We start from the raw sequence: 20,887 nt of genomic DNA, 5'->3' as shown, positions 1-20,887 counted from the left end.
TATTCCGGTCGCTGTCGATTCTTGTGGCAAAGTTCAGCCGCAAGAACTCGCATCCAGGACAGTTTTCTGCAACTCTCCGCTGAGACTTAGGACAGCTCGACAAGTCAAAAGGACGGGACTAAGTATGCTTCCCGCGGGATTGCGATCCCGCATCCAGCACACTTAGTTCCATCCTTTTTAACGACTTGTCTCACTCACTTTTTTAGGACAGTTATAGTTTGGCTTTTACCGCTTTGTCTCACTCACTACTTAAAATAATTAATTCCCATTGCATCCCGCACTTCATCCAACGTTTTATTGGCCACACGATTTGCCTTTTCACTACCCTGCTTCAAAATATCATACACGCCCGGAATATCCTGCGCATACTGCTCTCTTCTTTCTCGTATTGGTTTCAAAGTTGCCTGCAAAACTTCATTTAAATACCGCTTAATTTTGACATCACCAAGTCCACCGGCCTGATACTGATCCTTCAAATCCGCAACTTTAGCCTTATCTTCATCAAAGATATCCAAATAAGTGAACACCGTGTTACCTTCGACATGACCCGGATCCGACACCTTAATATGGGTTGGATCCGTAAACATCGACATCACTTTCTTTTGAATTGTATCTTCATCATCCGACAAATAAATTGCGTTATTCAATGATTTACTCATCTTGGCGTTTCCATCCAAACCAGGAATTCTTCCCAATCCCTTTGGTGGGAAATAGCCTTTAGGTTCCACTAAAATTGGCTTGCCATAAATATTATTGAAACTTCGCACAATCTCGCGTGTTTGTTCCAGCATTGGTTCCTGATCGTCTCCAACTGGCACCGTATCCGCACCAAATGCTGTAATATCAGCTGCCTGACTCACTGGGTAAATAAAGAATCCCGCTGGCACACTTTCACCAAATTTTTTCTGTTTAATTTCAGATTTAACAGTCGGATTGCGTTCCAAACGCGAAACGGTCACCAAATTCAAATAAATTTCAGTTAAATCACTCAATGCTGGAATTTGAGACTGCACTAAAATAGTCGACTTTTCTGGATCGATCCCAACCGCTAAATAATCCAATGCCACTTGGATCAGACTGTTACGAATTTTTTCTGGATCACGCGCATTATCAGTTAACGCCTGCATATCAGCAATCATGATGTAACTCTCATAGTTACCACTATTTTGTAACTCCACGCGATTTTTCAATGAACCAACGTAATGCCCAATATGGAGCTTACCTGTAGGACGATCACCCGTTAAAATAATGTGTTTTTCTGCCATTTTAATAATCCTTCTTCCTATTAAATAACTAATTTTTACTTACAAAAAAATCCCATCACTAGTTAACCTAGCAATAGGACGAATTCACCGTGGTGCCACCTAATTTGCAGAAATTTCTCTGCCACTCAATGCAGTTAACGGTGCCCCGTCGCTTTAGTTCTCCAAAACCCACTTCGTTTTTCGAAATCTTTCAGCATTTGATTTCTCTCTGTTAGTGAAAAACTACTTCATTTCTTCATTGAACTTATCACAGTAATTGTACCTGTCTTTGCGGATACGGGCAAGTTAAAACTTGACGCATACTTATTTAACAGCATCTTTTGCCAGTTTCATAAATAGGAGTTATAACGAACTTACGAAAATAACAAAAAGCACACCTCCAACCCATTGCATAATTTGCTTTGAATCAGTAGGCACCTATTTTAGTATGCAGGAAGAATTGATGGCTACAAAGAAGAATAATATCCGTGCCTAAAAGTATCTATAATGCGATATATGGCGCTTTTTTTCGAATTTCAAAACCTAGTACAAAATTTCTAATAAAATAATTTACTTGCTCTAAAAACTTGAATATAGTAAACTAACTAATGTAATAGCTTGTTTAGCTCAGTTGGCAGAGCACATCACTAGTAATGATGAGGTCGCTGGTTCGAGACCGGCAACAAGCATTACGAAAGTCATTCTAACTAATTAGTTGGGATGACTTTTTTCTATGGAATATTTTATCCGCTGAGTCTGGGGATAACTATGCGACTTGCTCCGTTCGCTTCGCTTGACTTCCCCACCCAAACGGCCTAAGATACTTACACATTTAAATGCTTTTCACTAAGGAGTCATGCTATGAGCACTGTTGATCCAGAAGAATTCCAACGCGAGCAACACCGCGTTGATGACATCATTAAAAAAATTGGCAAGCAAGCCGATCACACTCAAAAACTCTATAATCAAGCTCACAACGAAAGACGTTCTGTTGAAGGCAACTATTCTCAAAATGCCAAAATCAACACTTTCGAAGCCGATGACCGAATCGAAACTAATGCGGAAGTTCAACAGCAAAAGGGCCTGGTTGCCAGTGCCGTTGAAAACGAAACGATTCTCAATCGCCAAGTTGCGACCTATAAACAACTGCAAAAGTCTCCCTACTTTGGACGCATTGATATTCAGGATCCGGACGAATCCGAACCAGAAACCCTTTATATCGGAACTGCTTCATTTACCGATGAACACGAAAATTTTCTCATTTATGACTGGCGAGCTCCTATTTCCAGTGTTTATTACAACGGCAGTCTCGGTAAGGTTTCCTATCAAGCACCTGCCGGTAAAATGACCACCGATTTAATAAAGAAACGCCAATTTTCGATTCAAAACGGTGAAATCAAGAACTTGTTTGATACGAACGAAACCGTTGGCGATGAAATTTTACAAGAGGTCCTTGGCCAACAAAATGACACGTATATGGCCAACATTGTGGCGACCATTCAAAAAGAACAAAACGATATTATTCGCGATACAACTAGCGATTTACTCGTGGTCCAAGGTGTGGCCGGCAGTGGAAAAACTTCTGCTATCCTTCAGCGAATAGCATTTTTGCTATATCACAGTCGCCAATCACTGGATGCAGAAGAAATTGTGCTGTTCTCACCTAACCGATTGTACAGTCGCTATATTTCTGATGTTTTACCAAGCTTAGGCGAACATAATATGCGGCAGATTACCCTCGCCGACTTTTTGTCTCAGCGGTTCCAAGGGTTAAACGTCGAATCTTTATTTGACCGTTACGAAAAAGATGACCGTCGTTCTGAAGCCCAACAAACAATCAACGCCTTTGAAGAAAGCGCCGAATTCATGCAGTTGATCGCTAATTATGTGGCCAATCTCACTGCAGAGGATATTCAGTTTTCTAATGTCTTATTTAAAGAAAAGCCATTTTTCACTGCTGACGAGATTCGCAAAATCTACCAACAATTGCCTTTGACCATGTCACCTGCTGACCGGTTTTTAAAAACCAAAAATGCCCTCATCAAACGATTGAAAAATCGTATTGATCAAGAGGCCAATGCTGATTGGGTTCACGAACAAATTGATCACTTAAGTAATGAGCAATATAACGACTTAACTGGCACCAAAAAGCTCCATGACTTTGAAAGCTACGATGATGAAATTCATTACATCGGTAAAAAAATCGTCTCCAAATACTTTCAAGTCGTTTACGATGCACTCTACAACAATTACTTTGTGGACCCTTATACCCAGTTCACACAGTTTTTAAAACAGATTCGGCTACCTAAAGAAATCTCAGCTGATGATTGGCAAGCACATTGTTTCGCCTTTCAACAGGCCATTGAATTTCACCGCCTACGTTTAGTAGATGCCGCTCCGTTGCTTTTAATGCGTGATTTGATCACTGGTGGAGGTCGTAATCGCCAAATCCAACATATTTTTGTGGATGAAATGCAGGATTACTCACTTGCCCAGATGATTTACTTTAAACATGCCTTTCCAAACGCCAAATTCACATTACTTGGTGACAGTGAGCAAGCCCTTTTCAAAAATGTGGAAGCTCCTCAACAATTGTTGGACAATTTAAAGGAAGCCTTCGCCGTTCGCCGAGCTAATTTAATCACTCTGAACCGAAGCTATCGATCAACTTTTCCGATTACAAATTTCGCTAAATCATTGCTTCCAGACGGTGATCAGATTCAAGCATTTAGCCGCGATGGGAGTTTACCAACAATTTTAGTTCGCGATAACTTCACAGAAAGTCGCGAGACACTCATCAATCTTTGTAAAAAACAATTACAAACCTATGGCACTGTGGCGATCTTGACGCGCAATGTGTCAGAAAGTCGCCAAGTATTTGAACAAATTCACCAAGATACCCAGGCTCATTTACTGACCGATGCCGACTTAGCTTTGCCCAAAGGTGTCTTGATCATGCCTATTTACCTAGCTAAGGGGCTAGAATTTGATTCTGTAATTGCCTACAACATCTGTGAAAACAATTATCCTGATGCGAGTTCAACCGGAATCATATACACCATGGCATCCCGGGCCATGCATGAATTGACTCTGTTGAGTATTGGCCCAGTTTCGCCACTTGTGCAAGAAGCGGTGACTGGAGAAGATAAACTGGTTCAGATCCAATGAAAATAGGCATCCAGCCGCTCTTAAAAAGCGTTTGGATGCCTATTTTATTTACTAATCTGCTTCATTTTCAACTGATTGAATATCCAGTTGGTCATCATCTTGCGTTGAAGGTTCATTCTTTTTGGCCTGCCGAACACGCTCACTGATGTTGACTGGTGTACCGGCACGGCGTAGATCTGCAAACTCTGCAGTGGCTGTAAAAAGTAAATCGCTAGCAGAGTTAACGGCCGTTTCCACTGAATCTTGAATCACGCCAATGATGAAACCAACTCCGACGACTTGCATCGCAATGTCATTCGAAATGCCAAACAGGCTACAAGCCATAGGGATTAAAAGTAACGAGCCGCCTTCAATTCCTGAAGCGCCAGTTGCCGAAATGGCGGATAGTAAACAAAGCAGGAATGCCAATGGAAACGAGACTTCCATTCCGAGGGTGTGCGTTGTCGCTAAAGTCATAATCGAGATGGTCATTGCTGCGCCGCCACTGTTTGCGGAAGCTCCCAGTGGAATTGAAATGGCATAGGTTTTCTTGCTTAATCCCAGGCGCCGACTAAGATCCATGTTAATCGGAATGTTCACGGCAGAACTTCTTGTAAAGAACGCTGGAATGCCACTTTCACGGAGCGTAAAAAACGTTAATGGATAAGGATTTTGATGGGTCATCAACCACACCATTGCTGGATAGACAATCAGCGAAACAAACATCATCGAACCCACTACCAATAAGACTAGCTGGCCATATTTTGCCAAACCGACAAGCCCAGATTCTGAAACCGACGTAAATACGAGGCCAATAATTCCAAATGGTGCCAGCTGAATGATTAACTGAACCACACCTGTCACTGCATTCGAAAGTTCATTGACAACCTGTTTCGTTTGTTTGCTGGCCGCTCGCAAGCCAACACCAATCAAACTTGCCCAGACTAGAATTGCCAAGTATTGACCCTCTACTAGGGCTTTGACAGGATTTTCAATCGCATTGTTAAGCACACCTTTCAACACAGTCGCAATACTTTTAGGTACTGCAGTGGTTGCATCTGATACTTTGGGCAAAAGGATTTCAACTGGGAACAGATAGCTGGCGCCAACTGCTACCACGGCTGCCACCAATGTTGCCACTAAGTACAGAACCACAATTGATCGCATATGGGTTTTCGAACCCTTTTCGTGTTTGGCCATTGAAGATAAAATTAACAGAAAAACTAATAATGGGGCAATTGCTTTTAGTGAATTGACAAAAAGATCACCGAGGATCGTGATCCAGGTCAAGTGTGGGACCCCCACTCCTAGAACTGCACCAACGATAATTCCAATCAAAATTCGCTTAATCAGCGAAATGCTAGTAAATTTATCCCACATAAGTTTCACATCCATTCTTTTTAGTTATGACCTAGTATATCGGAATATATGATAAAAAGAAACATTTTTTAATTTATTTTTAATTTTTCTCACAAAAACATCACTTTTGAGCAATCATCATCTCCAGTTTCACGCTGGCCGAGCATCTAGATCTAGACACAGAAAAATCCCTCTATGGTTGTCAGATGAATTATATTATTTCATCTGAGAACCATGAAGGGATTATTAATCAAGATTATCTAATGGGTACAGTACGCTCTTGTTTTATTATGCAGTCAACAAGGAATAATGTTTTGTTTCTAAAACTATCTGTGATTTCTACTACTATTTTCCTTTACCGTAGTAGTAAACCTTTGCTTCGTAAGGACGTAATTTTGTTTTTTGGTCGTCGGAATAATTACTTAATAATAACTTTCCTGCCATATCTCCATATTCATTGTATGATCGTGTAAGTTCTTCAGATGTGAAATTTGCTACTATCAATAATGATTGACCATCAAGACTACGCTTATAAGCAAATACTTTTTCGTCTTCCGGATCCAAAAGTTCATAATCTCCATATACAATAACGCTGTATTTATGCCTTAATTCATTCATTTTTTTATAAAAGGAATAAATTGAATTTGGATCTTTTAAATCCTTTTCAACGTTGATTAATTTATAAGATGGATTTACCTTAATCCAAGGATCCACTGTCGAGAATCCAGCATTTACATTTTGATTCCATTGCATTGGTGTTCGGGCATTGTCTCGTGAAGAGTGGTGAATATATCTCATCATATCTCCAGCCGATATTTGTTTGTTTTCCTTAACAATTTCATTATAAGCATTTAGTGTTTCTAAATCCTTATACTCATGAATATCTTCAAATTTAACGTTAGTCATTCCAATTTCTTCACCTTGGTAAATGTATGGAGTTCCCTGCATAAAATGCAATAGCAATCCCAACATCTTAGCAGAGCGAACTCTGTATTCTTTCGAGTCATTACCAAATCTAGAAACAACTCGCGGTTGATCATGGTTATTCCAGTATAAAGAATTCCACGCCTTTCCGTCTAAATCATTTTGCCAACGTGACATGACTTCTTTTAATGCTGTCAACGAAACCTTATTTGTACTCCACTTACCTAATCCATTTTTGCTCCAATCTAACCCCATATGTTCAAATTGAAAGACCATTTCTAACTCTTGTCGATTAAACCCAGTGTATTTTATTGCATCCTGAGTAGAAGCGGCCGGCGTTTCTCCAACGGTCATAACGTCATATTTGGAAAGTACTTTACGGTTCATTTCTTTCAGATAATCATGTACCTTAGGGCCATTTGCCACCCAACTCATTGCATCTTCTACAGCTCCTTGTGATGCATTAGGGTCATCTGGCAAACCTGGTTTCTTTGAAATCAAATTAATAACATCCATTCGAAAACCGTCGACCCCTTTGTCCAACCAGAATTTCATAAGACCATAAACTTCTTGTCGAACCTCAGAATTGTCCCAGTTTAGATCAGGCTGTTTTTTTGAAAAAAGATGCATATAATATTGATCTGTTGATTTATCATACTGCCAGGCTGATCCACTAAAATTACTTTTCCAATTGTTAGGCTCTTTGCCCTCTCTTGGGTCTCTCCAGAAATAATAATCACGATACTTATTATCCTTATTTTTTCGGCTTTCCATAAACCAATGATGCTCATCAGAAGTATGATTGACTACCAAATCCATCATAATTTTGAGGCCTTTTTTATGGGCGCTAATTAACAATTGATTAAAATCATCCATCGTACCAAAGTCTTGCATAATCTTTCGATAATCAGCAATATCATAACCATTATCATCGTTTGGAGATGAGTAGATTGGATTTAACCAAATTACATCTACTCCCAAATTTTTAATATAATCTAGGTGTTGAATAACTCCCCTTAAATCCCCGATACCATCATTATTTGTATCTTGAAAACTTCTAGGATAAATTTGGTAGACAACTGCCTCCTGCCACCAATTCTTTTTCATGATTTCCCTCCTTATGTTAATTTGAATACAAACGTCTCAAAATAAATGATTGTTCTTTTGCTTTTTTTGCCTGACTTAACGAAATTTCGGTAGATAGCCCTGTATAATTTCTTGGATCCATCATGCTCGTTAATTCTTTTTTCGAGAAATATTGATCTAATTTTTTATTTGCCAGCACTTGTTCTCTAAAGCTAACGCCAGTTTCTTCAGCATTTATCGAAATATTATATAGAACTTCATGTGCCTTAGTTTTTCCAATAATTTTAGCCAAGTGCATCATCAGATTTTCGGTGTTATCTAACCCATCAGTAATTTTCAAATTGGCTTCCATTTTGCTGGTGTGTACTTGTAGTGTTCCTGTCAGTTCTTCTGCCCGCGTTAAAATTTCTTTAACTAACCCTAACGCTTCATGTAATTGGTCATCTAGAAGCATATTTGTTGAGCTATCAGCTTCAAAAGGCCTAGCCGAAGCATAATACAGTGAACCAACTATTGAATAAAGCTTTTCAGAATTTGCAATAATTCCTTTAGAAAGTTTTGGGTTTATCTTCTGAGGCATTGTACTACTACCGACTTGACCAGATACATAGTGTTCAGATAATTCTCCAAATTCTTCTATTGATGTTGAAAACACTTCCTCAGCAATTCTGTTTAAGGGGTTTACCAACATTGCCAGTTCATTGATATATTCTAAAATATTAGAATGAATATTACGTGCTGGTACGTCCATTGGAGTCAACCCTAGGATATCTCCAACACGGCTATTTAGCTCTGGGCCCAGCTCGCCAAGGGAATTATATGCTCCTACTGCTCCTCCACACATAGAAGTAAAACTACTACTATGAAAATTCTTTACTTGTTGTGTTGCACCAAGAATGTCAGAAATCCAAGTTGCAACTTTAAATCCAAATGTAATTGGAACAGCATGCCTACCATGAGTTCTTCCTGGCATAATGGACTCACTATATTTTTCTGCCAAATTAGCAAGATTTTCAAGAATGTCAGAAATAATAATCAAAAATCTACTGTTTATTTCTTTTGCGACTAAAAGTTCACCGGTCTGCTGTACGTTTTGTGTAGTTACACCGTAATGCACGTATTTACCGGCTTCTCCACACTCATCGCTAAAAACCTCAACAAATGGATAAAAGCTGTGACCTTGTTGTAAATATAAAGCGTTCACCTTTTCTAAATTAATATTTTTATATTGTGCTCTTTGCTCAATAGTATTAGCAAATTCTTGCGGTATAATACCTAACTCCCCCTGAGCATGAGCGATTGCCTTTTCCACTTCAAGCCAAGAGATATACATAGAATCTTTACTAAGAAGCTCATTTATCCCATAGTCTTTTAAAGCTAAACTATTAGAATCTTTGATTTCCGACATAGTATCACAACCCTAATCACATTATTTGTACTGTAAAGCGCCGACAGCATGGATCTGAGTCAAGAATCCGGACACGTTTATGTATAATTTAAGCGACTAATTCTTCCTTTTCATTCGGGGTTAAATAATCAATGGCACTATGAATCCGATCATTGTTGTAAAAGCTCTCAATGTAGCTAAATAAAGCCACATTTGCTTCATCAAAATTTTGGTAATGGGTCTGATAAACTTCCTCTTTTTTTAAGCTGGCATGGAATGACTCCAGAACTGAATTGTCATATGGACAACCGCGCTTGCTATAAGAGTGCTGGATATGGCGTTGTCGTAGAAGTTCTTCAAAGGTGGTGCTGCGGTATTGACTGCCTAAATCGGTATGAATGATCAACTGGTCTGTTACTTTTCTGGTTTCAAAAGCTTGTTTTAAAGTGTCGAGCACTAGATCGGCAGTCATGTGACGACTCAACTTGTGGGCAATGATTTTACGTGAATACAGATCCTGGATGCTTGATAAATAACACCAGCCATCAGCTTTGGTGTGAACGTAAGTGATATCGGCACACCATTTTTGATTTGGTGCTGTCGTGCTAAAATCCTGAGCGAGCAGGTTCGGATAATTCGCTTCGTCGATATTATTTGCTTGTTGGTAATGCCACTTCTTTAGGGTGATCGATTTAAGTTCCATTTGGCGCATTAAACGCTGAACTAACTTGATGCTTGCGGCTAGTCCCTCTTTTTTCAATTCCTTTAAAATCTTAGGAGCGCCATAGACCCGACGGTGATTATAATAAATGCGCTTGATCGCTTGGCAGAGCGTCTTTCGATGTTCTGCTTGTGGTGAGATATAATGATTCTGTTGATCATAATACGTGGAACGAGGGACTTGTAGTACCTGACAGATCTCCTTAATGCGATGTTGCTTTAGATTTGGTTTGATTGCGGCTTGCCAATCTTCCGAGCTTACTTTTTGGCGAATATGGTTAAGGCTTTTTTTAAGATATCATTCTCACTTTCAAGCCGATTAAGACGCTTCTGTAGCGCTAAAATATCAGCTTTCGAGGCACCAGTTTCTTTGTCCTCTTTGTATAAATTGATCCATTTGTAAATAGTGACATTTGCAATACCATATTCATTTGTAAGCTCAACTACCGAGGTGCCATCCTGGTAGAGTTTAACGATCATTTTTTTGAAATCAACTGAGTATTTCTGTTTAGACATCAGAACACGATCCTTCCTATAATGGCATTATACTAAATCGTGTCCATAGATTCATACTACATCCAGCATCTCCATGTTCAACTTGCGTAGATTTAACTTCGGCTACATCTTTTAATAAATCCATATTGGTATAAACAATTACCACAGTTGCTTCACGTCCAGAATCCTTAACAGCCTTAATATCCATTTCAGATAACAACGTGTTTTCACTCACACTCTGTCCTTGTTCAACATGGCTTTTAAAAGGTGCCCCTTTTAAATCTACTGTATCAAGTCCCATGTGCACGAGCACTTCTAACCCTTTATCTGTAGTAATTCCAATCGCATGCTTTGTGGGGAACACTGTTGATATAACGCCACTAACGGGAGAATAGACCTCATTTAGGACCGGTTCGATAGCGTATCCATCACCCATCATTTTTTGAGAAAATACATCATCCTTCACTTCAGTAATCGGTTCCAATTTTCCGGTGGCTGCAGCAACAACATTCTGGTTCTTCTTCTTTCCAAACCCAAACATCTCATTACCTCCTAACAGATTTTTCAATTACTATCAAATAACGATCTATACTTAAACTGCCAATTTCAAAAGTAGGAACAAGCAAAATAAATAGACAACAGCAATAAGCACCAATGGAACTAATTCGTTTTTTTCAAAATACTTATTTCCTTTTTGAGGAAGCTCTTGACTAGTAAAAAAGGCAATAATACCTAATATAAAAGCAACAAAGTTCCCAACAAGTATTTGTAAAACGCTTAAATATATTAATGTACCTTGGAATCTCTTTTGATTATCCAGCAAATGGTCCTTTTCCATCCATAATATATAAGCAACAATAGTATCCATTATTGTAATAATCAACATCACAGTATTTATCGGATTTTTATCTAGAAAGTTTCTTAAAGTTACTTGAGTTATATTTGCTAAAAAACCAATGTACGCCACATTAGCAACTGCTGTTAAGGCCAACACTGCAATATAAATATTTAATGCTTTTTTTGCATTATAATTTAAAAATCTAACTATTTTCTTTCCAATTTTCGAAAAAAAACTTTTTTTATATACTGTCATGTCTTTTGCCCCTCATCTATTTATTCTTTAAGTAATCTGAAAATCCCATTACTAGTAAGTCATTTAAAACATATAGTCCCGTAAAGAAAATTTCCACATCTTTAATATTGGAAACCTTTTTCTCTACAACACTGTAATATAGGTTGTATCTACACATTTCTGCTAGAGCATTTTGTTTAAACGGTGTAAATGAAAGTGTAACTATGCCTTGAATAACCGCTTGCTTAATACTTTTCAGTAGTTGCTTGTTATTACCACTATAGGAAACAACAAGCAACATATCGTCCGATTTCATACGCTGTATTGCCATCTGGAGTTCATCAACTGCCGCCGGAAGTGAATAAACTTTTTTCCCAGCAAGAAAGAAATTTCTCTGTAACTGTTCAGAAATAATCTCTTGTTCCCATCCAGTTGAATATATATATACATCATTAGCTTTTTCTAAATTTGCATAAATATCATTCATTTTAACAGATTGAAACTGTTGAGTTGCATTTGTGACTGCCTGGGTTGTTGCCTCCAAATAATTTGTTTCAACCTCTGGCTTAAGTGTATTCACTTCTTCTTTCAGAACAAATCTTAATTGATTAAATCCACCCAATCCGATCTTTCTAGTAAATCTAAAAACGGAAGACCGTGATACAAGACATTTATCTGCCAAATCAGAAATACTCATTTTAGTAACGTCCATACGATTCTTTAGAATGAAATCTACAATTAGCTTTTCGGTATCATTTAAACTATCAAAATGGTCATTCACATATTCCTCAAACTTCATTAATAAGCACCATCTACTCTATTCCTATATTTAAACCTATAAACATAGTATAACAGGGTTTTCATTGTGTAACAGCGTTTTCATTTTATAACTGAGCGGCCATTGCATGCGCATAAACATCATGGTTTTTTATTTTAATTGTAACTTTTTTACCACTCTGAATAACATCAGTAATTTCTAATCCAAGACCCATGAATATTTCTTTAGCGTCAACCTGTTCCGGATCAACTACCATAACCACGACTCCGTCTTCTGTATCATTGACACTCTAAACATTGTTAATGGTCCCAACTGAGTCTAAAATCAAACTGGCATTTTGTTGCATAGGTGTAGCATTTTCAACACTTGAATTATCTACCATAACATCATCATGTGTTGTAACTCCTACTGGTCCACTTGAAAGATCCTGAATTTTTTCAAGAACCTGTGCGACATCCAATCCAACAATAACTTGTACTGCTTTACCATGACGAACAACACCAACGGCTTTGTTATTTTTGAATTGGGCATCACCTTCTACTTTTTCTGGATCTTTAACAGTAACTCGTAATCGAGTGGCGCAACTTGTTATATCTTCGACATTACCGCTACCGCCTAATCCTTCAAGATAAGCTGTGGCACGCTCTATATAAGGATCGTTTGCCTTACCTGACGTCTTCTTTGCTTTATATTCCTTTTTATTGATTAGCTTCGTTTCTTCACCTTCGGCTTCTCTACCAGGAGTTACAAAATTAAAGCGTTCAATTAATAACTTAAATACAAAGTAATAAATCACTGAGAAAATCAATCCAATGACAATTTGCGTAACCCATGTTTGCCAATGATTGGCCCATAATGGAATCCAGTTTTCACTAGCAAAAGCGATTAATCCAGAATCAAATTGCCCAACTACACCAAATACATACATTGTTGCATCAAGTGTTGCTGCAAGAAACGAATGTACAAACCAAAGCACTGGAGCTGCAAATAAGAAAGTAAACTCAACTGGCTCTGTAATTCCAGCAAATACTGAAGTCAATCCGGCTGGAATTAGCAAGGCAGCTGTTTGTTTTTTTCGATTTTTTCTTGCTGTTGCATAGAATGCTAAACAAATTGCAGGAATACCAAAGACTTTTTCATTTCCAAATAGTTCAAAACCCATCGATGGTGCTAAAGTCTTTAATGGTTGTGAACTTGCAGCAAATTCTGTGAGGTGCTTTAGCCACCATGGCTGTAATCCTCCAGCAACAGCAGCAGGTCCATACTGAAATGGAATGTAGATAAAATGATGTAGTCCCGTTGGAATTAGGACACGTTGTAAGAAACAATATACCCAAACACCAACTACACCTGATGATCGCATAAATCCTTGAAAACTTGCGATCCCTAATTGAACTTTTGGCCATACCAAACAAGTTACAATTGCTAACAAAAGCATGCTTACGTATCCAAGAATGACAACAAATGCTGATCCTTGGAATGTACCTAACCAATCTGGCAACTTAGTGTCAAAGAAACGATTGTGTATATAAACAACAATTCCAGCTACAACTAACGCCCCTACAATACTAGTATCAAGAGTTTTGATTCCGGCGATCATTGTTAACCCGCCGTTAGTTGAGTTAGCAACAATATCTTTGGCATAGTTATTAACGCCAAAGAATGGACCCCATTGGCTTAAAATTGCTCCTACAAAATAATTAAATGTTAAATAAGTAACAAGTGATTCTAATGCCGCACGGCCTTGGGATTTTTTAGCAAGCCCAATAGGCAATCCTACAACAAACAACAACGGAACTTGCCTAAATATAGTCCACCCACCTTCCTCAAAGGTGTACCAAATCCCATACCACAATGTCCCCGGTTGCGCCAAGGTTTTAAAAATTTCTGGATTAGTAAATAAAGAACCAAACGCCACGACTAAACCAGCAAATGAAAATAACAGCACCGGAACAAACATAGCTGCTCCGAATTTTTGTAATTTTTGCATCATAAGAGTTCATCTCGATTTCTTAAATTTATTAATTTTCAAAACAAGAGGAAAAGCTCCAATATTTATTACTATTGATAAACTTTTCCTCTCTTGTTGTCATTAAGTTTTAACTACTTAAGTTCTGGCCAAAAATCTTTATTGGCAACGATCATATCATCAAGAATATCTTTTGCAACACCTGCGTCTGGTACAATTTTGCATAAACTAAATGATTCCCAAAGTTTAGTATAAGAATGTTCTTGCCAAGCATCAACGGCTAATTTTTCAACACTATTTTGTTCTGTAATCATACCTTGTTGATATGTTGCAGCCTTGCCCATTGCTAATCGTTCTGGACCATTTGCCCCAAACAAGCAAGGAACTTCAACAGTAGCTGTAGGATCAATATTTGAAATAGCTCCTTCATTAGGAATGATAGCTAACATACGTTGATGTGTGTTATAAGCAATCGCTGTACATAGATCAACGATGTAAGTAGAATGCTCATCTGGCTTGAATTCAGTATCTTTAGCAGTTCCTGCATCAACAATTCGTTTGCATTCGCCAAACACCATTTTTTGTCGGTGTGCTTCTACTTCATCAGTACGTGTATAGTTTGGATCGGAATTTTTTACAACCCAAGATGGGTACATGTAATACTTCAAGTAAGTATTAGGTAAAGTTGTTGGATCCAGTTTATAGACATCCGCTGCCTTCTTGAATGTTTCCTCCCAGCTCTTTTCAGTATGGGCGTCGTAATCGCCGCCAACCCAATAGCCATTTTTGGAAACATATTCTTTCAACTTCGGCATCATGTCGTTACCTTTTTTATCAGTAACCTCTGTCCACCAACCAAAATGATTTAATCCATAATATCTAAAGTCCAGATCATTACGATCCTTAAAACCAAGAATAGCTGCCATACGATCCATAATATCAATTGGCATGTCACAAATATTAATAATCTTCGAATTTGGACGTTCACGTCGTGTTGCTTCGGCAACAATTGCAGCAGGATTTGAGTAGTTCAACATCCAAGCATTAGGCGAATACTTTTCCATGTAATCTACTAATTGAATAACTCCTGGAATTGAACGTAGCCCATATGCGATGCCTCCAGGTCCAGTTGTCTCTTGCCCAACAACGCCATGTTTTAGTGGGATTTTTTCGTCTTGACTGCGCATTGCATATTTCCCAACACGAATCTGTGCCATAACGAAATCAACATCTGTAAAAGCTTCTTTAGGATCTGTAGTTGCTTCAAATTCAATTTCTGGTGCGCGTTCTTTAATTAAAATCGCTGTAGCATCAGCAATTTTTTTCTGACGCTCGCCATCGTTGTCATAGAATTTTAATTTCCGAAGTGGAAACTTATCCAAACCATTTAACAACGTCAGCACGATCCCTGGTGTATATGTACTACCTCCGCCAGCAATCAAAACAGAAAATTTTCGATCATCTTTTTGTGCAACCATGTGAAATTCCTCCATTCAATTTTTTGCGTTTTTTAAAACGCTTTCATTTGATTACAAGGATATTATCACATCGTAAAGACTGCTATTCAAGGGTTTCAGCATACTTAGGGACCCGTTTCAGTTTTCTGATTTCATTTCGTATCTTGAAATGCATTTCAAGATTCAAAAAGGGCCACTAAGCCGTTCTGCACCGTTAGGCTTATTAAAAATAAGTGTCTGGAAACGTTTTGATAAACACTTAATTCACTATAAATTTAAAATAAGATGAATCATAAACTCTATTTGAGTAAATTAGATCCTTTTCATTTGAGAGTTTTGCGTAAACGTGATACATTCACAAGAAAGCGCATACAATTGTAAAAGCTCTATGGGAGGTTCACAAAAATGATTAAAAATATAATATTTGATTTTAACGGCACGATTATTTTCGATAACTCAATACAAAAGCAGGCCTGGTTAGAGGTTTTGGCAGACATAGCTAAAAAGAAAGTTACTGAAAACGAATTTGCACTTCACGTCGCAGGTCGTACAAATCGTGATACATTTGAGTATTTTCTTCAAACACATCTAACAGAAAAAAGACTTAGAGTTCTGTCAAATAAAAAGGAGATGATATATCAACAGATGTGTCTTGAAGACCCTGTTCATTTTAAGTTGGTAACTGGTCTTCCTGAATTTTTAGATTGGTGTATATCAAACGATATTAATATAAATATCGCAACCGCCTCCGAATTGGATAATTTAAAATTTTTCTTTACCCATTTAAACTTAAGTAAGTGGTTTAATATTAAAGAAGTTGCCTACAGTGACGGTAGTCTTCCAGGAAAACCAGCTCCAGACATTTTTCTCAGTGGTATGAGAAAAATTAAGGCTAAGCCTAGTGAATCACTGATTATAGAAGATTCGCCCTCTGGAATTCTAGCGGCTCGAAATGCAAGCGCCCTTAAAGTTGTTCAGATTTCAGATAACCATACCAGGTCCCAAGATTTTGGAGCTGATTTAAAAATAAATAATTACCTGAATTTATCAAATGTAATTGAACAAAATTAAAGTAGAAAAACATCCTTCACAGACTAATTTCTCACTATGTCCCGAACCGATAGAAATTTTGCAACTTTATTAAAAAAGTAACCATAGGATATACACCACTCCTATGGTTACTCTTATACATCATATACATCGTAAATTAAGTAAAATTCTATTGCTATCCGAAATCCTTTAAATACCATCATCCGGAACTTCTTCTTCTTGTTCAGCATGAGCAAACACTTTGGTATTCTTCTTGCTCGTTTCAACAAACAAGTTTGCAATATCTAAGATTGATTGATCTTTTAAAACACCACTGTTCAAACCCAGTTCAAGTAATGATCCAACATTGCATCCCGCAACAACAGCAATTCTGTCTTCTTGACCATCACTTGCAACTACAGCCTGTTTATAAGGTGTTCCGCCAACTAAGTCACAGAAAAACAACGTTTTTTCACCATTAGAAATTATATCTTTAAATTTTTTTGCTAAATTATTTTCATTCATATCTTCAGTAAAATCAATGTATTGGACACCGTCGATAGAACCCGCTAATAATTTCACGGTTGACCCAATACCCGATGCAAAATTTCCATGTCCTGTCACTATGATTTGCATTTTAAAGCACTCCCATCCATGAAAGTAGAATTGCTAGTACAAACGTCATTAAGATTAAGAGTACTGGACTAGCGTTCTTTTTCTTCAATAAGTAATAAAGTAAGAACGTATATCCTAATGGTAAAATATTCGGAAAAATTCGATCAAAGAACTGAGTCTGAATAGAAATAGTATGCCCTGCAGAAACAGGTATCTTGGTTAAGACCTTAATTTGTACATAACTGGCAATTAAGCCACCAATAACCGTGCATCCTAAAACTGATGCGGCATGAGACACAATTGCTGAGTTTTCTCGAATGGAATCAATAGCCTTTGTACCTGCTGTATAACCTAAATGTGCAATTGGAATACGTATAAAGAACATCGCTACATATACGAGAAAGAATACTAAAGGTCCTAAGATACTACCTTGTTTCGCAAACGAAGCTGTAATTCCGGCCACAATAGGTAAAATAGTAAACCAAGTAATTGCATCACCTATACCAGCTAAGGGTCCAAATAATGCAATTCGCAATCCATCAATTGTGGAACGTTGTTCACCACTTTCTTCAAGTGATGCTAACAATCCCATCAATAAGGGAGCAGCAGTATTATTTGTATTAATAAATTGTAAATTAGCACTCATAGCTGCAGCTAATCCATCTGTATCATCAGCATAAACTTTTTTCAACATTGGCGTCATGGCCATTGTCCAGCCATCAGCTTGCATACGTTCATAATTCATTGCTGACTGGTTATAAACAGACCGTAAACCCAATTTGGTAATATCTTTACTACTTAATTTTCCTCTTTTTGGAGTTGTACTATTAGATGCCATCTTCGTCACCCCCACCGTTTGAGCTCTCTTGAATACTCTTCAATTTTTTCTCAATATTGCTGTCGTGTCTTGCACGTCCATACTCAATAAATGCTAAAGCCGCGCCAATTACTGCAACTGGCATTAAATTACCAAATTTAATGAAGCACGCAGCGGTAAAACCAAGCAATAAGTATGGTACATATTTGCCTTTAAGCATACTTTTAAGTAAAACACCAAATCCAACGGCAGGAAGAATTCCCCCTGCAATTTGGAATCCATGGCTTAACCAGCCTGGCATAGCGTTCACAAGTTCACGCATTGGACCTTGTGCCCCCATAAACACAGAGGAAAGCCATAACGGCATAGGTAATTGCAACAAGGATCGTTGGCATAAATGCCAATCGTGAAAACTTCTTAGTATCTGCTTCTTTTGCATATTCATCTAGCTTCTTAGTGAAAACAGAAAACGCTGAATAGTAGAATAAAATAATGTATTGCATCAAAATACTAAAAGGAAGTGCTAAACCAATTGCCGTAGCAGGTGAATGCCCTGTTGTATGAGCAATTACGACCGTCATAATTCCGGCCATTATAGGGTTCGGTGGCTGTGTCCCACCAACTGGGGTTAGTCCAGCAAAGGCAAGTTCAGTAAGCCCACCTGCAATTATTCCGAGTTTTAGATCTCCAAGTAAAAAGCCAGTTACGGTACAGACGATCATTGGTCGGAAAATATAAAAACCTTCTAACCAAAAATCAATTCCCGCAATTAAAGCAAATAGAGAAACTAAGAGACCCTCTCCTAAGGTAACCGTCATTTAAATCACTTCTTTCAATAATTGTTTTCTATCTTCTGGAACATCTTGAACAAATACATCAACACCTGAATCTGCAATTGCATTTAATGCATCCTTATCAGCTTGATCCATATATACTTTCTTAGTAATTTGTTCCTTGCCTTCAGAAAAATGCATGTTCCCAATATTTACTTGAGTAATAGGAACGCCACCTTGAACCAATTTAAGCACATCTTGTGGATTCCGGACAACCAAGAAAATCTTTTGACGATCAGCAGCACGATGAATATTATCAATTGTCTTTTGAATCGTCCAAAAACGAATTCCTACTCCAGATGATTCAGCTGTTGCAGCCATTAATTCTTGTTGCAACTTGTCATTTGCAGTATCGTCATTTGCAACTAATAAAAGATTTGCACCAATCGACGATGTCCAAACTACCCCAACTTGTCCATGAACTAACCGATTGTCAATGCGTGTAAGTACAATATGTGCTGCCATAATAAAGATCTCCTTTTGTTTTTATTCTTCTATAAGAAACATTGGTAAAATTCCAATTACTTTTGCCTCTGAGTAGTAAACCAATTGTTGGTGATCCAATCCTTTATTAATTATTTCAACCAGTGGATCTCCAACATTTGCATTAAATAAACGTCGCGTTTTTGCAGTAATTAGGCCTGCACTAGATCTCTTTGCGAATTGCATTTGTTTCAATTGATACTTCTTAATTAAAAATGGGATTAGTTCGTTGCTTGTAACCTCGCTCATTTTAATACTCGGAAAACGACTGTATTTTAAATAAGTTTTTTCGTAATAAACAGGATCTGAGTCAGCGTAATATAATTGCTCAATTTTATAAATATAATCATCATCTGTTAATCCCATTAAATTGCGAATCTCTTTCTCTGATCCGTCAACTATTACTTGAAAAGACTCTAGATCAATACGAGGTTTCATTCCCATATTCTTAATTGCTTTTTCAGTATCAACAAATTTAATTCCTAAATCCTGCTTATCCTTTTTTAATACAAATGATCCCTGTCCCTGTTTCTTATAGATATATTGTCTTTGTTCCAGTTCTGCCAGTGCGCGTCTGACAGTAATGCGACTAACTTGATAGATTTTCCCAAGCTGTTGCTCCGAAGGAAGTTTACTATCCTCTAGAAGCTCTCCAGCCTCGATTTGTCTTATCAAATCATCAAGCATGGTTTGATAAAGTGGATAATTATTATTTTTGTCCATTTCGTTCACCAACTTGTATTGTTGTTATAACAACTACACTCATATTAAACACCCGCTTCTATAAAATGTCAACGCTTTCAGTAAATTATCTTAAAATACTCACCTAGGCTTCTAATTAAAAGTATACGTTACCCGTCAACTCTACTTAAAATTACCAAAAGTCCCAATTCAGCAAAAAAACAGGCTTACACAAATACCTGTAAGCCTGCCTAATTCTGTTTTGCATCTTCCAACCAATAACAATTATCAATTGATTAACTTTGTTCAACTGTTCCTACTTTATCACCCTGAGCAACATTACCTTCTTCATAGTTCAAGGTGCGTTTATCCAAGTTCGTAAAAATCACCATAATATCATCCGGCTTCTTTTCACTGGCTAAGAATTTCAAATCAACACTAACCAACTTGGTTTCAGGCGATACAGTATCGCCTTCTTTAACAAAAATTTCAAATCCTTTACCGTTCAGTTCTACAGTATCAATACCTAAATGAACTAAAACCTCTAGTTTATCTTTCGTTTTCAACCCAACAGCATGTTTTGTTGGAAAAACTGAAGTAACTGTCCCATTTATTGGAGAATAGACCTCACCATTTGAGGGTTTAACAGCAAAACCATCACCCATAGCTTTGCTGGCAAAAACCTCATCGCTAACTTTTTCAATTGATTCAAGAACTCCTGCAACTGGTGCAAATAAATCAACTGGCTTTTTTTTGTTAAAAAATAATCCCATTTCTATTGCACTCCTTTC

General features: G+C 37.6%; 19 protein-coding genes, 1 tRNA gene, 1 pseudogene and 1 other annotated feature. Of the genes and pseudogenes, 3 read left to right on the top strand and 18 right to left on the bottom strand.

All coding sequences use genetic code 11. The features are described from left to right. Positions 1-245: 245 nt before the first annotated feature. Entirely contained in the window at positions 246-1,265 is a 1,020-nt protein-coding gene (gene trpS / locus PI20285_RS00220) for a tryptophan--tRNA ligase (protein ID WP_057774035.1), read from the bottom strand. A gap of 71 nt (positions 1,266-1,336) precedes the next feature. Further along, positions 1,337-1,513 (bottom strand) — a binding site (T-box leader). A 347-nt stretch (positions 1,514-1,860) separates the two neighbouring features. Between trpS and PI20285_RS00215 the strand changes: the two genes are divergently transcribed. Continuing rightward, positions 1,861-1,933: transfer RNA gene (locus PI20285_RS00215), tRNA-Thr, on the top strand. A gap of 172 nt (positions 1,934-2,105) precedes the next feature. After that, entirely contained in the window at positions 2,106-4,412 is a 2,307-nt protein-coding gene (gene helD / locus PI20285_RS00210) for an RNA polymerase recycling motor HelD (RefSeq protein ID WP_057774037.1), read from the top strand. Positions 4,413-4,463: 51 nt separating this feature from the next. Here helD and sstT read toward each other — a convergent pair whose 3' ends face one another. The 11 genes from sstT to PI20285_RS00160 form a co-directional block, all read right to left on the bottom strand. After that, entirely contained in the window at positions 4,464-5,771 is a 1,308-nt protein-coding gene (gene sstT, locus PI20285_RS00205) for a serine/threonine transporter SstT (protein WP_057774039.1), read from the bottom strand. Positions 5,772-6,095: 324 nt separating this feature from the next. After that, the gene (locus PI20285_RS00200) at positions 6,096-7,784 is read right to left on the bottom strand and encodes a glycoside hydrolase family 13 protein (protein ID WP_057774040.1); all 1,689 of its coding nucleotides are present in this window, start codon (positions 7,782-7,784) and stop codon (positions 6,096-6,098) included. Positions 7,785-7,797: 13 nt separating this feature from the next. After that, on the bottom strand, positions 7,798-9,168 hold the full coding sequence (locus PI20285_RS00195) for a lyase family protein (protein WP_057774043.1): 1,371 nt from the start codon (positions 9,166-9,168) through the stop codon (positions 7,798-7,800). A gap of 88 nt (positions 9,169-9,256) precedes the next feature. Then, positions 9,257-10,141 carry an IS3 family transposase gene (locus PI20285_RS00190; RefSeq protein ID WP_105782154.1) on the bottom strand — a complete coding sequence of 295 codons (885 nt, stop codon included), beginning with the start codon at positions 10,139-10,141 and terminating at the stop codon, positions 9,257-9,259. Beyond that, positions 10,126-10,383: a transposase gene (locus tag PI20285_RS00185; protein ID WP_063698079.1), complete on the bottom strand. Its 258-nt coding sequence runs from the start codon at positions 10,381-10,383 to the stop codon at positions 10,126-10,128. Before PI20285_RS00185 ends, PI20285_RS00190 begins: the two co-directional genes overlap by 16 nt. A 16-nt stretch (positions 10,384-10,399) precedes the next feature. Then, complete coding sequence (locus tag PI20285_RS00180; protein ID WP_105782153.1) at positions 10,400-10,903, bottom strand: PTS sugar transporter subunit IIA; 504 nt, start codon at positions 10,901-10,903, stop codon at positions 10,400-10,402. Positions 10,904-10,954: 51 nt separating this feature from the next. Continuing rightward, entirely contained in the window at positions 10,955-11,455 is a 501-nt protein-coding gene (locus tag PI20285_RS00175) for a hypothetical protein (protein WP_057774706.1), read from the bottom strand. Positions 11,456-11,471: 16 nt separating this feature from the next. Continuing rightward, positions 11,472-12,233 carry a MurR/RpiR family transcriptional regulator gene (locus tag PI20285_RS00170; protein WP_057774709.1) on the bottom strand — a complete coding sequence of 254 codons (762 nt, stop codon included), beginning with the start codon at positions 12,231-12,233 and terminating at the stop codon, positions 11,472-11,474. 85 nt (positions 12,234-12,318) lie between these two features. Continuing rightward, positions 12,319-12,468 (bottom strand): hypothetical protein, encoded by a 150-nt coding sequence (locus PI20285_RS11560; RefSeq protein ID WP_156406532.1) that lies wholly within the window; start codon positions 12,466-12,468, stop codon positions 12,319-12,321. Between the two features lie 33 nt (positions 12,469-12,501). Further along, a complete protein-coding gene (locus PI20285_RS00165) occupies positions 12,502-14,205 on the bottom strand; it encodes an alpha-glucoside-specific PTS transporter subunit IIBC (RefSeq protein ID WP_082623311.1) in 1,704 nt (567 codons plus the stop codon). Positions 14,206-14,315: 110 nt separating this feature from the next. After that, positions 14,316-15,659 (bottom strand): 6-phospho-alpha-glucosidase, encoded by a 1,344-nt coding sequence (locus PI20285_RS00160; RefSeq protein WP_057774714.1) that lies wholly within the window; start codon positions 15,657-15,659, stop codon positions 14,316-14,318. Between the two features lie 384 nt (positions 15,660-16,043). On the opposite strand from PI20285_RS00160, the gene PI20285_RS00155 reads away from it, so the two are divergent. Then, positions 16,044-16,709: an HAD family hydrolase gene (locus PI20285_RS00155; RefSeq protein WP_057774717.1), complete on the top strand. Its 666-nt coding sequence runs from the start codon at positions 16,044-16,046 to the stop codon at positions 16,707-16,709. A gap of 168 nt (positions 16,710-16,877) precedes the next feature. Here PI20285_RS00155 and PI20285_RS00150 read toward each other — a convergent pair whose 3' ends face one another. The 6 genes and pseudogenes from PI20285_RS00150 to PI20285_RS00125 form a co-directional block, all read right to left on the bottom strand. Then, on the bottom strand, positions 16,878-17,303 hold the full coding sequence (locus PI20285_RS00150) for a PTS sugar transporter subunit IIA domain-containing protein (RefSeq protein ID WP_057774719.1): 426 nt from the start codon (positions 17,301-17,303) through the stop codon (positions 16,878-16,880). Between the two features lies 1 nt (position 17,304). Continuing rightward, complete coding sequence (gene agaD, locus PI20285_RS00145; RefSeq protein ID WP_057774722.1) at positions 17,305-18,120, bottom strand: PTS galactosamine transporter subunit IID; 816 nt, start codon at positions 18,118-18,120, stop codon at positions 17,305-17,307. After that, a pseudogene (gene agaC, locus PI20285_RS12115) lies at positions 18,110-18,917 on the bottom strand (PTS galactosamine transporter subunit IIC). Before agaC ends, agaD begins: the two are co-directional and overlap by 11 nt. Beyond that, positions 18,918-19,397, bottom strand: coding sequence for a PTS galactosamine transporter subunit IIB (gene agaB, locus PI20285_RS00135; RefSeq protein WP_057774725.1), 480 nt, complete (start codon positions 19,395-19,397; stop codon positions 18,918-18,920). A gap of 21 nt (positions 19,398-19,418) precedes the next feature. Continuing rightward, the gene (locus PI20285_RS00130; RefSeq protein ID WP_057774727.1) at positions 19,419-20,138 is read right to left on the bottom strand and encodes a GntR family transcriptional regulator; all 720 of its coding nucleotides are present in this window, start codon (positions 20,136-20,138) and stop codon (positions 19,419-19,421) included. A gap of 254 nt (positions 20,139-20,392) precedes the next feature. Continuing rightward, the gene (locus PI20285_RS00125) at positions 20,393-20,869 is read right to left on the bottom strand and encodes a PTS sugar transporter subunit IIA (protein ID WP_057774731.1); all 477 of its coding nucleotides are present in this window, start codon (positions 20,867-20,869) and stop codon (positions 20,393-20,395) included. Positions 20,870-20,887: the final 18 nt, after the last annotated feature.

The sequence above is a fragment of the Pediococcus inopinatus genome, assembly GCF_002982135.1.
GTDB lineage: Bacteria > Bacillota > Bacilli > Lactobacillales > Lactobacillaceae > Pediococcus > Pediococcus inopinatus.
This window is presented reverse-complemented; position numbering and strand designations above follow the sequence as displayed.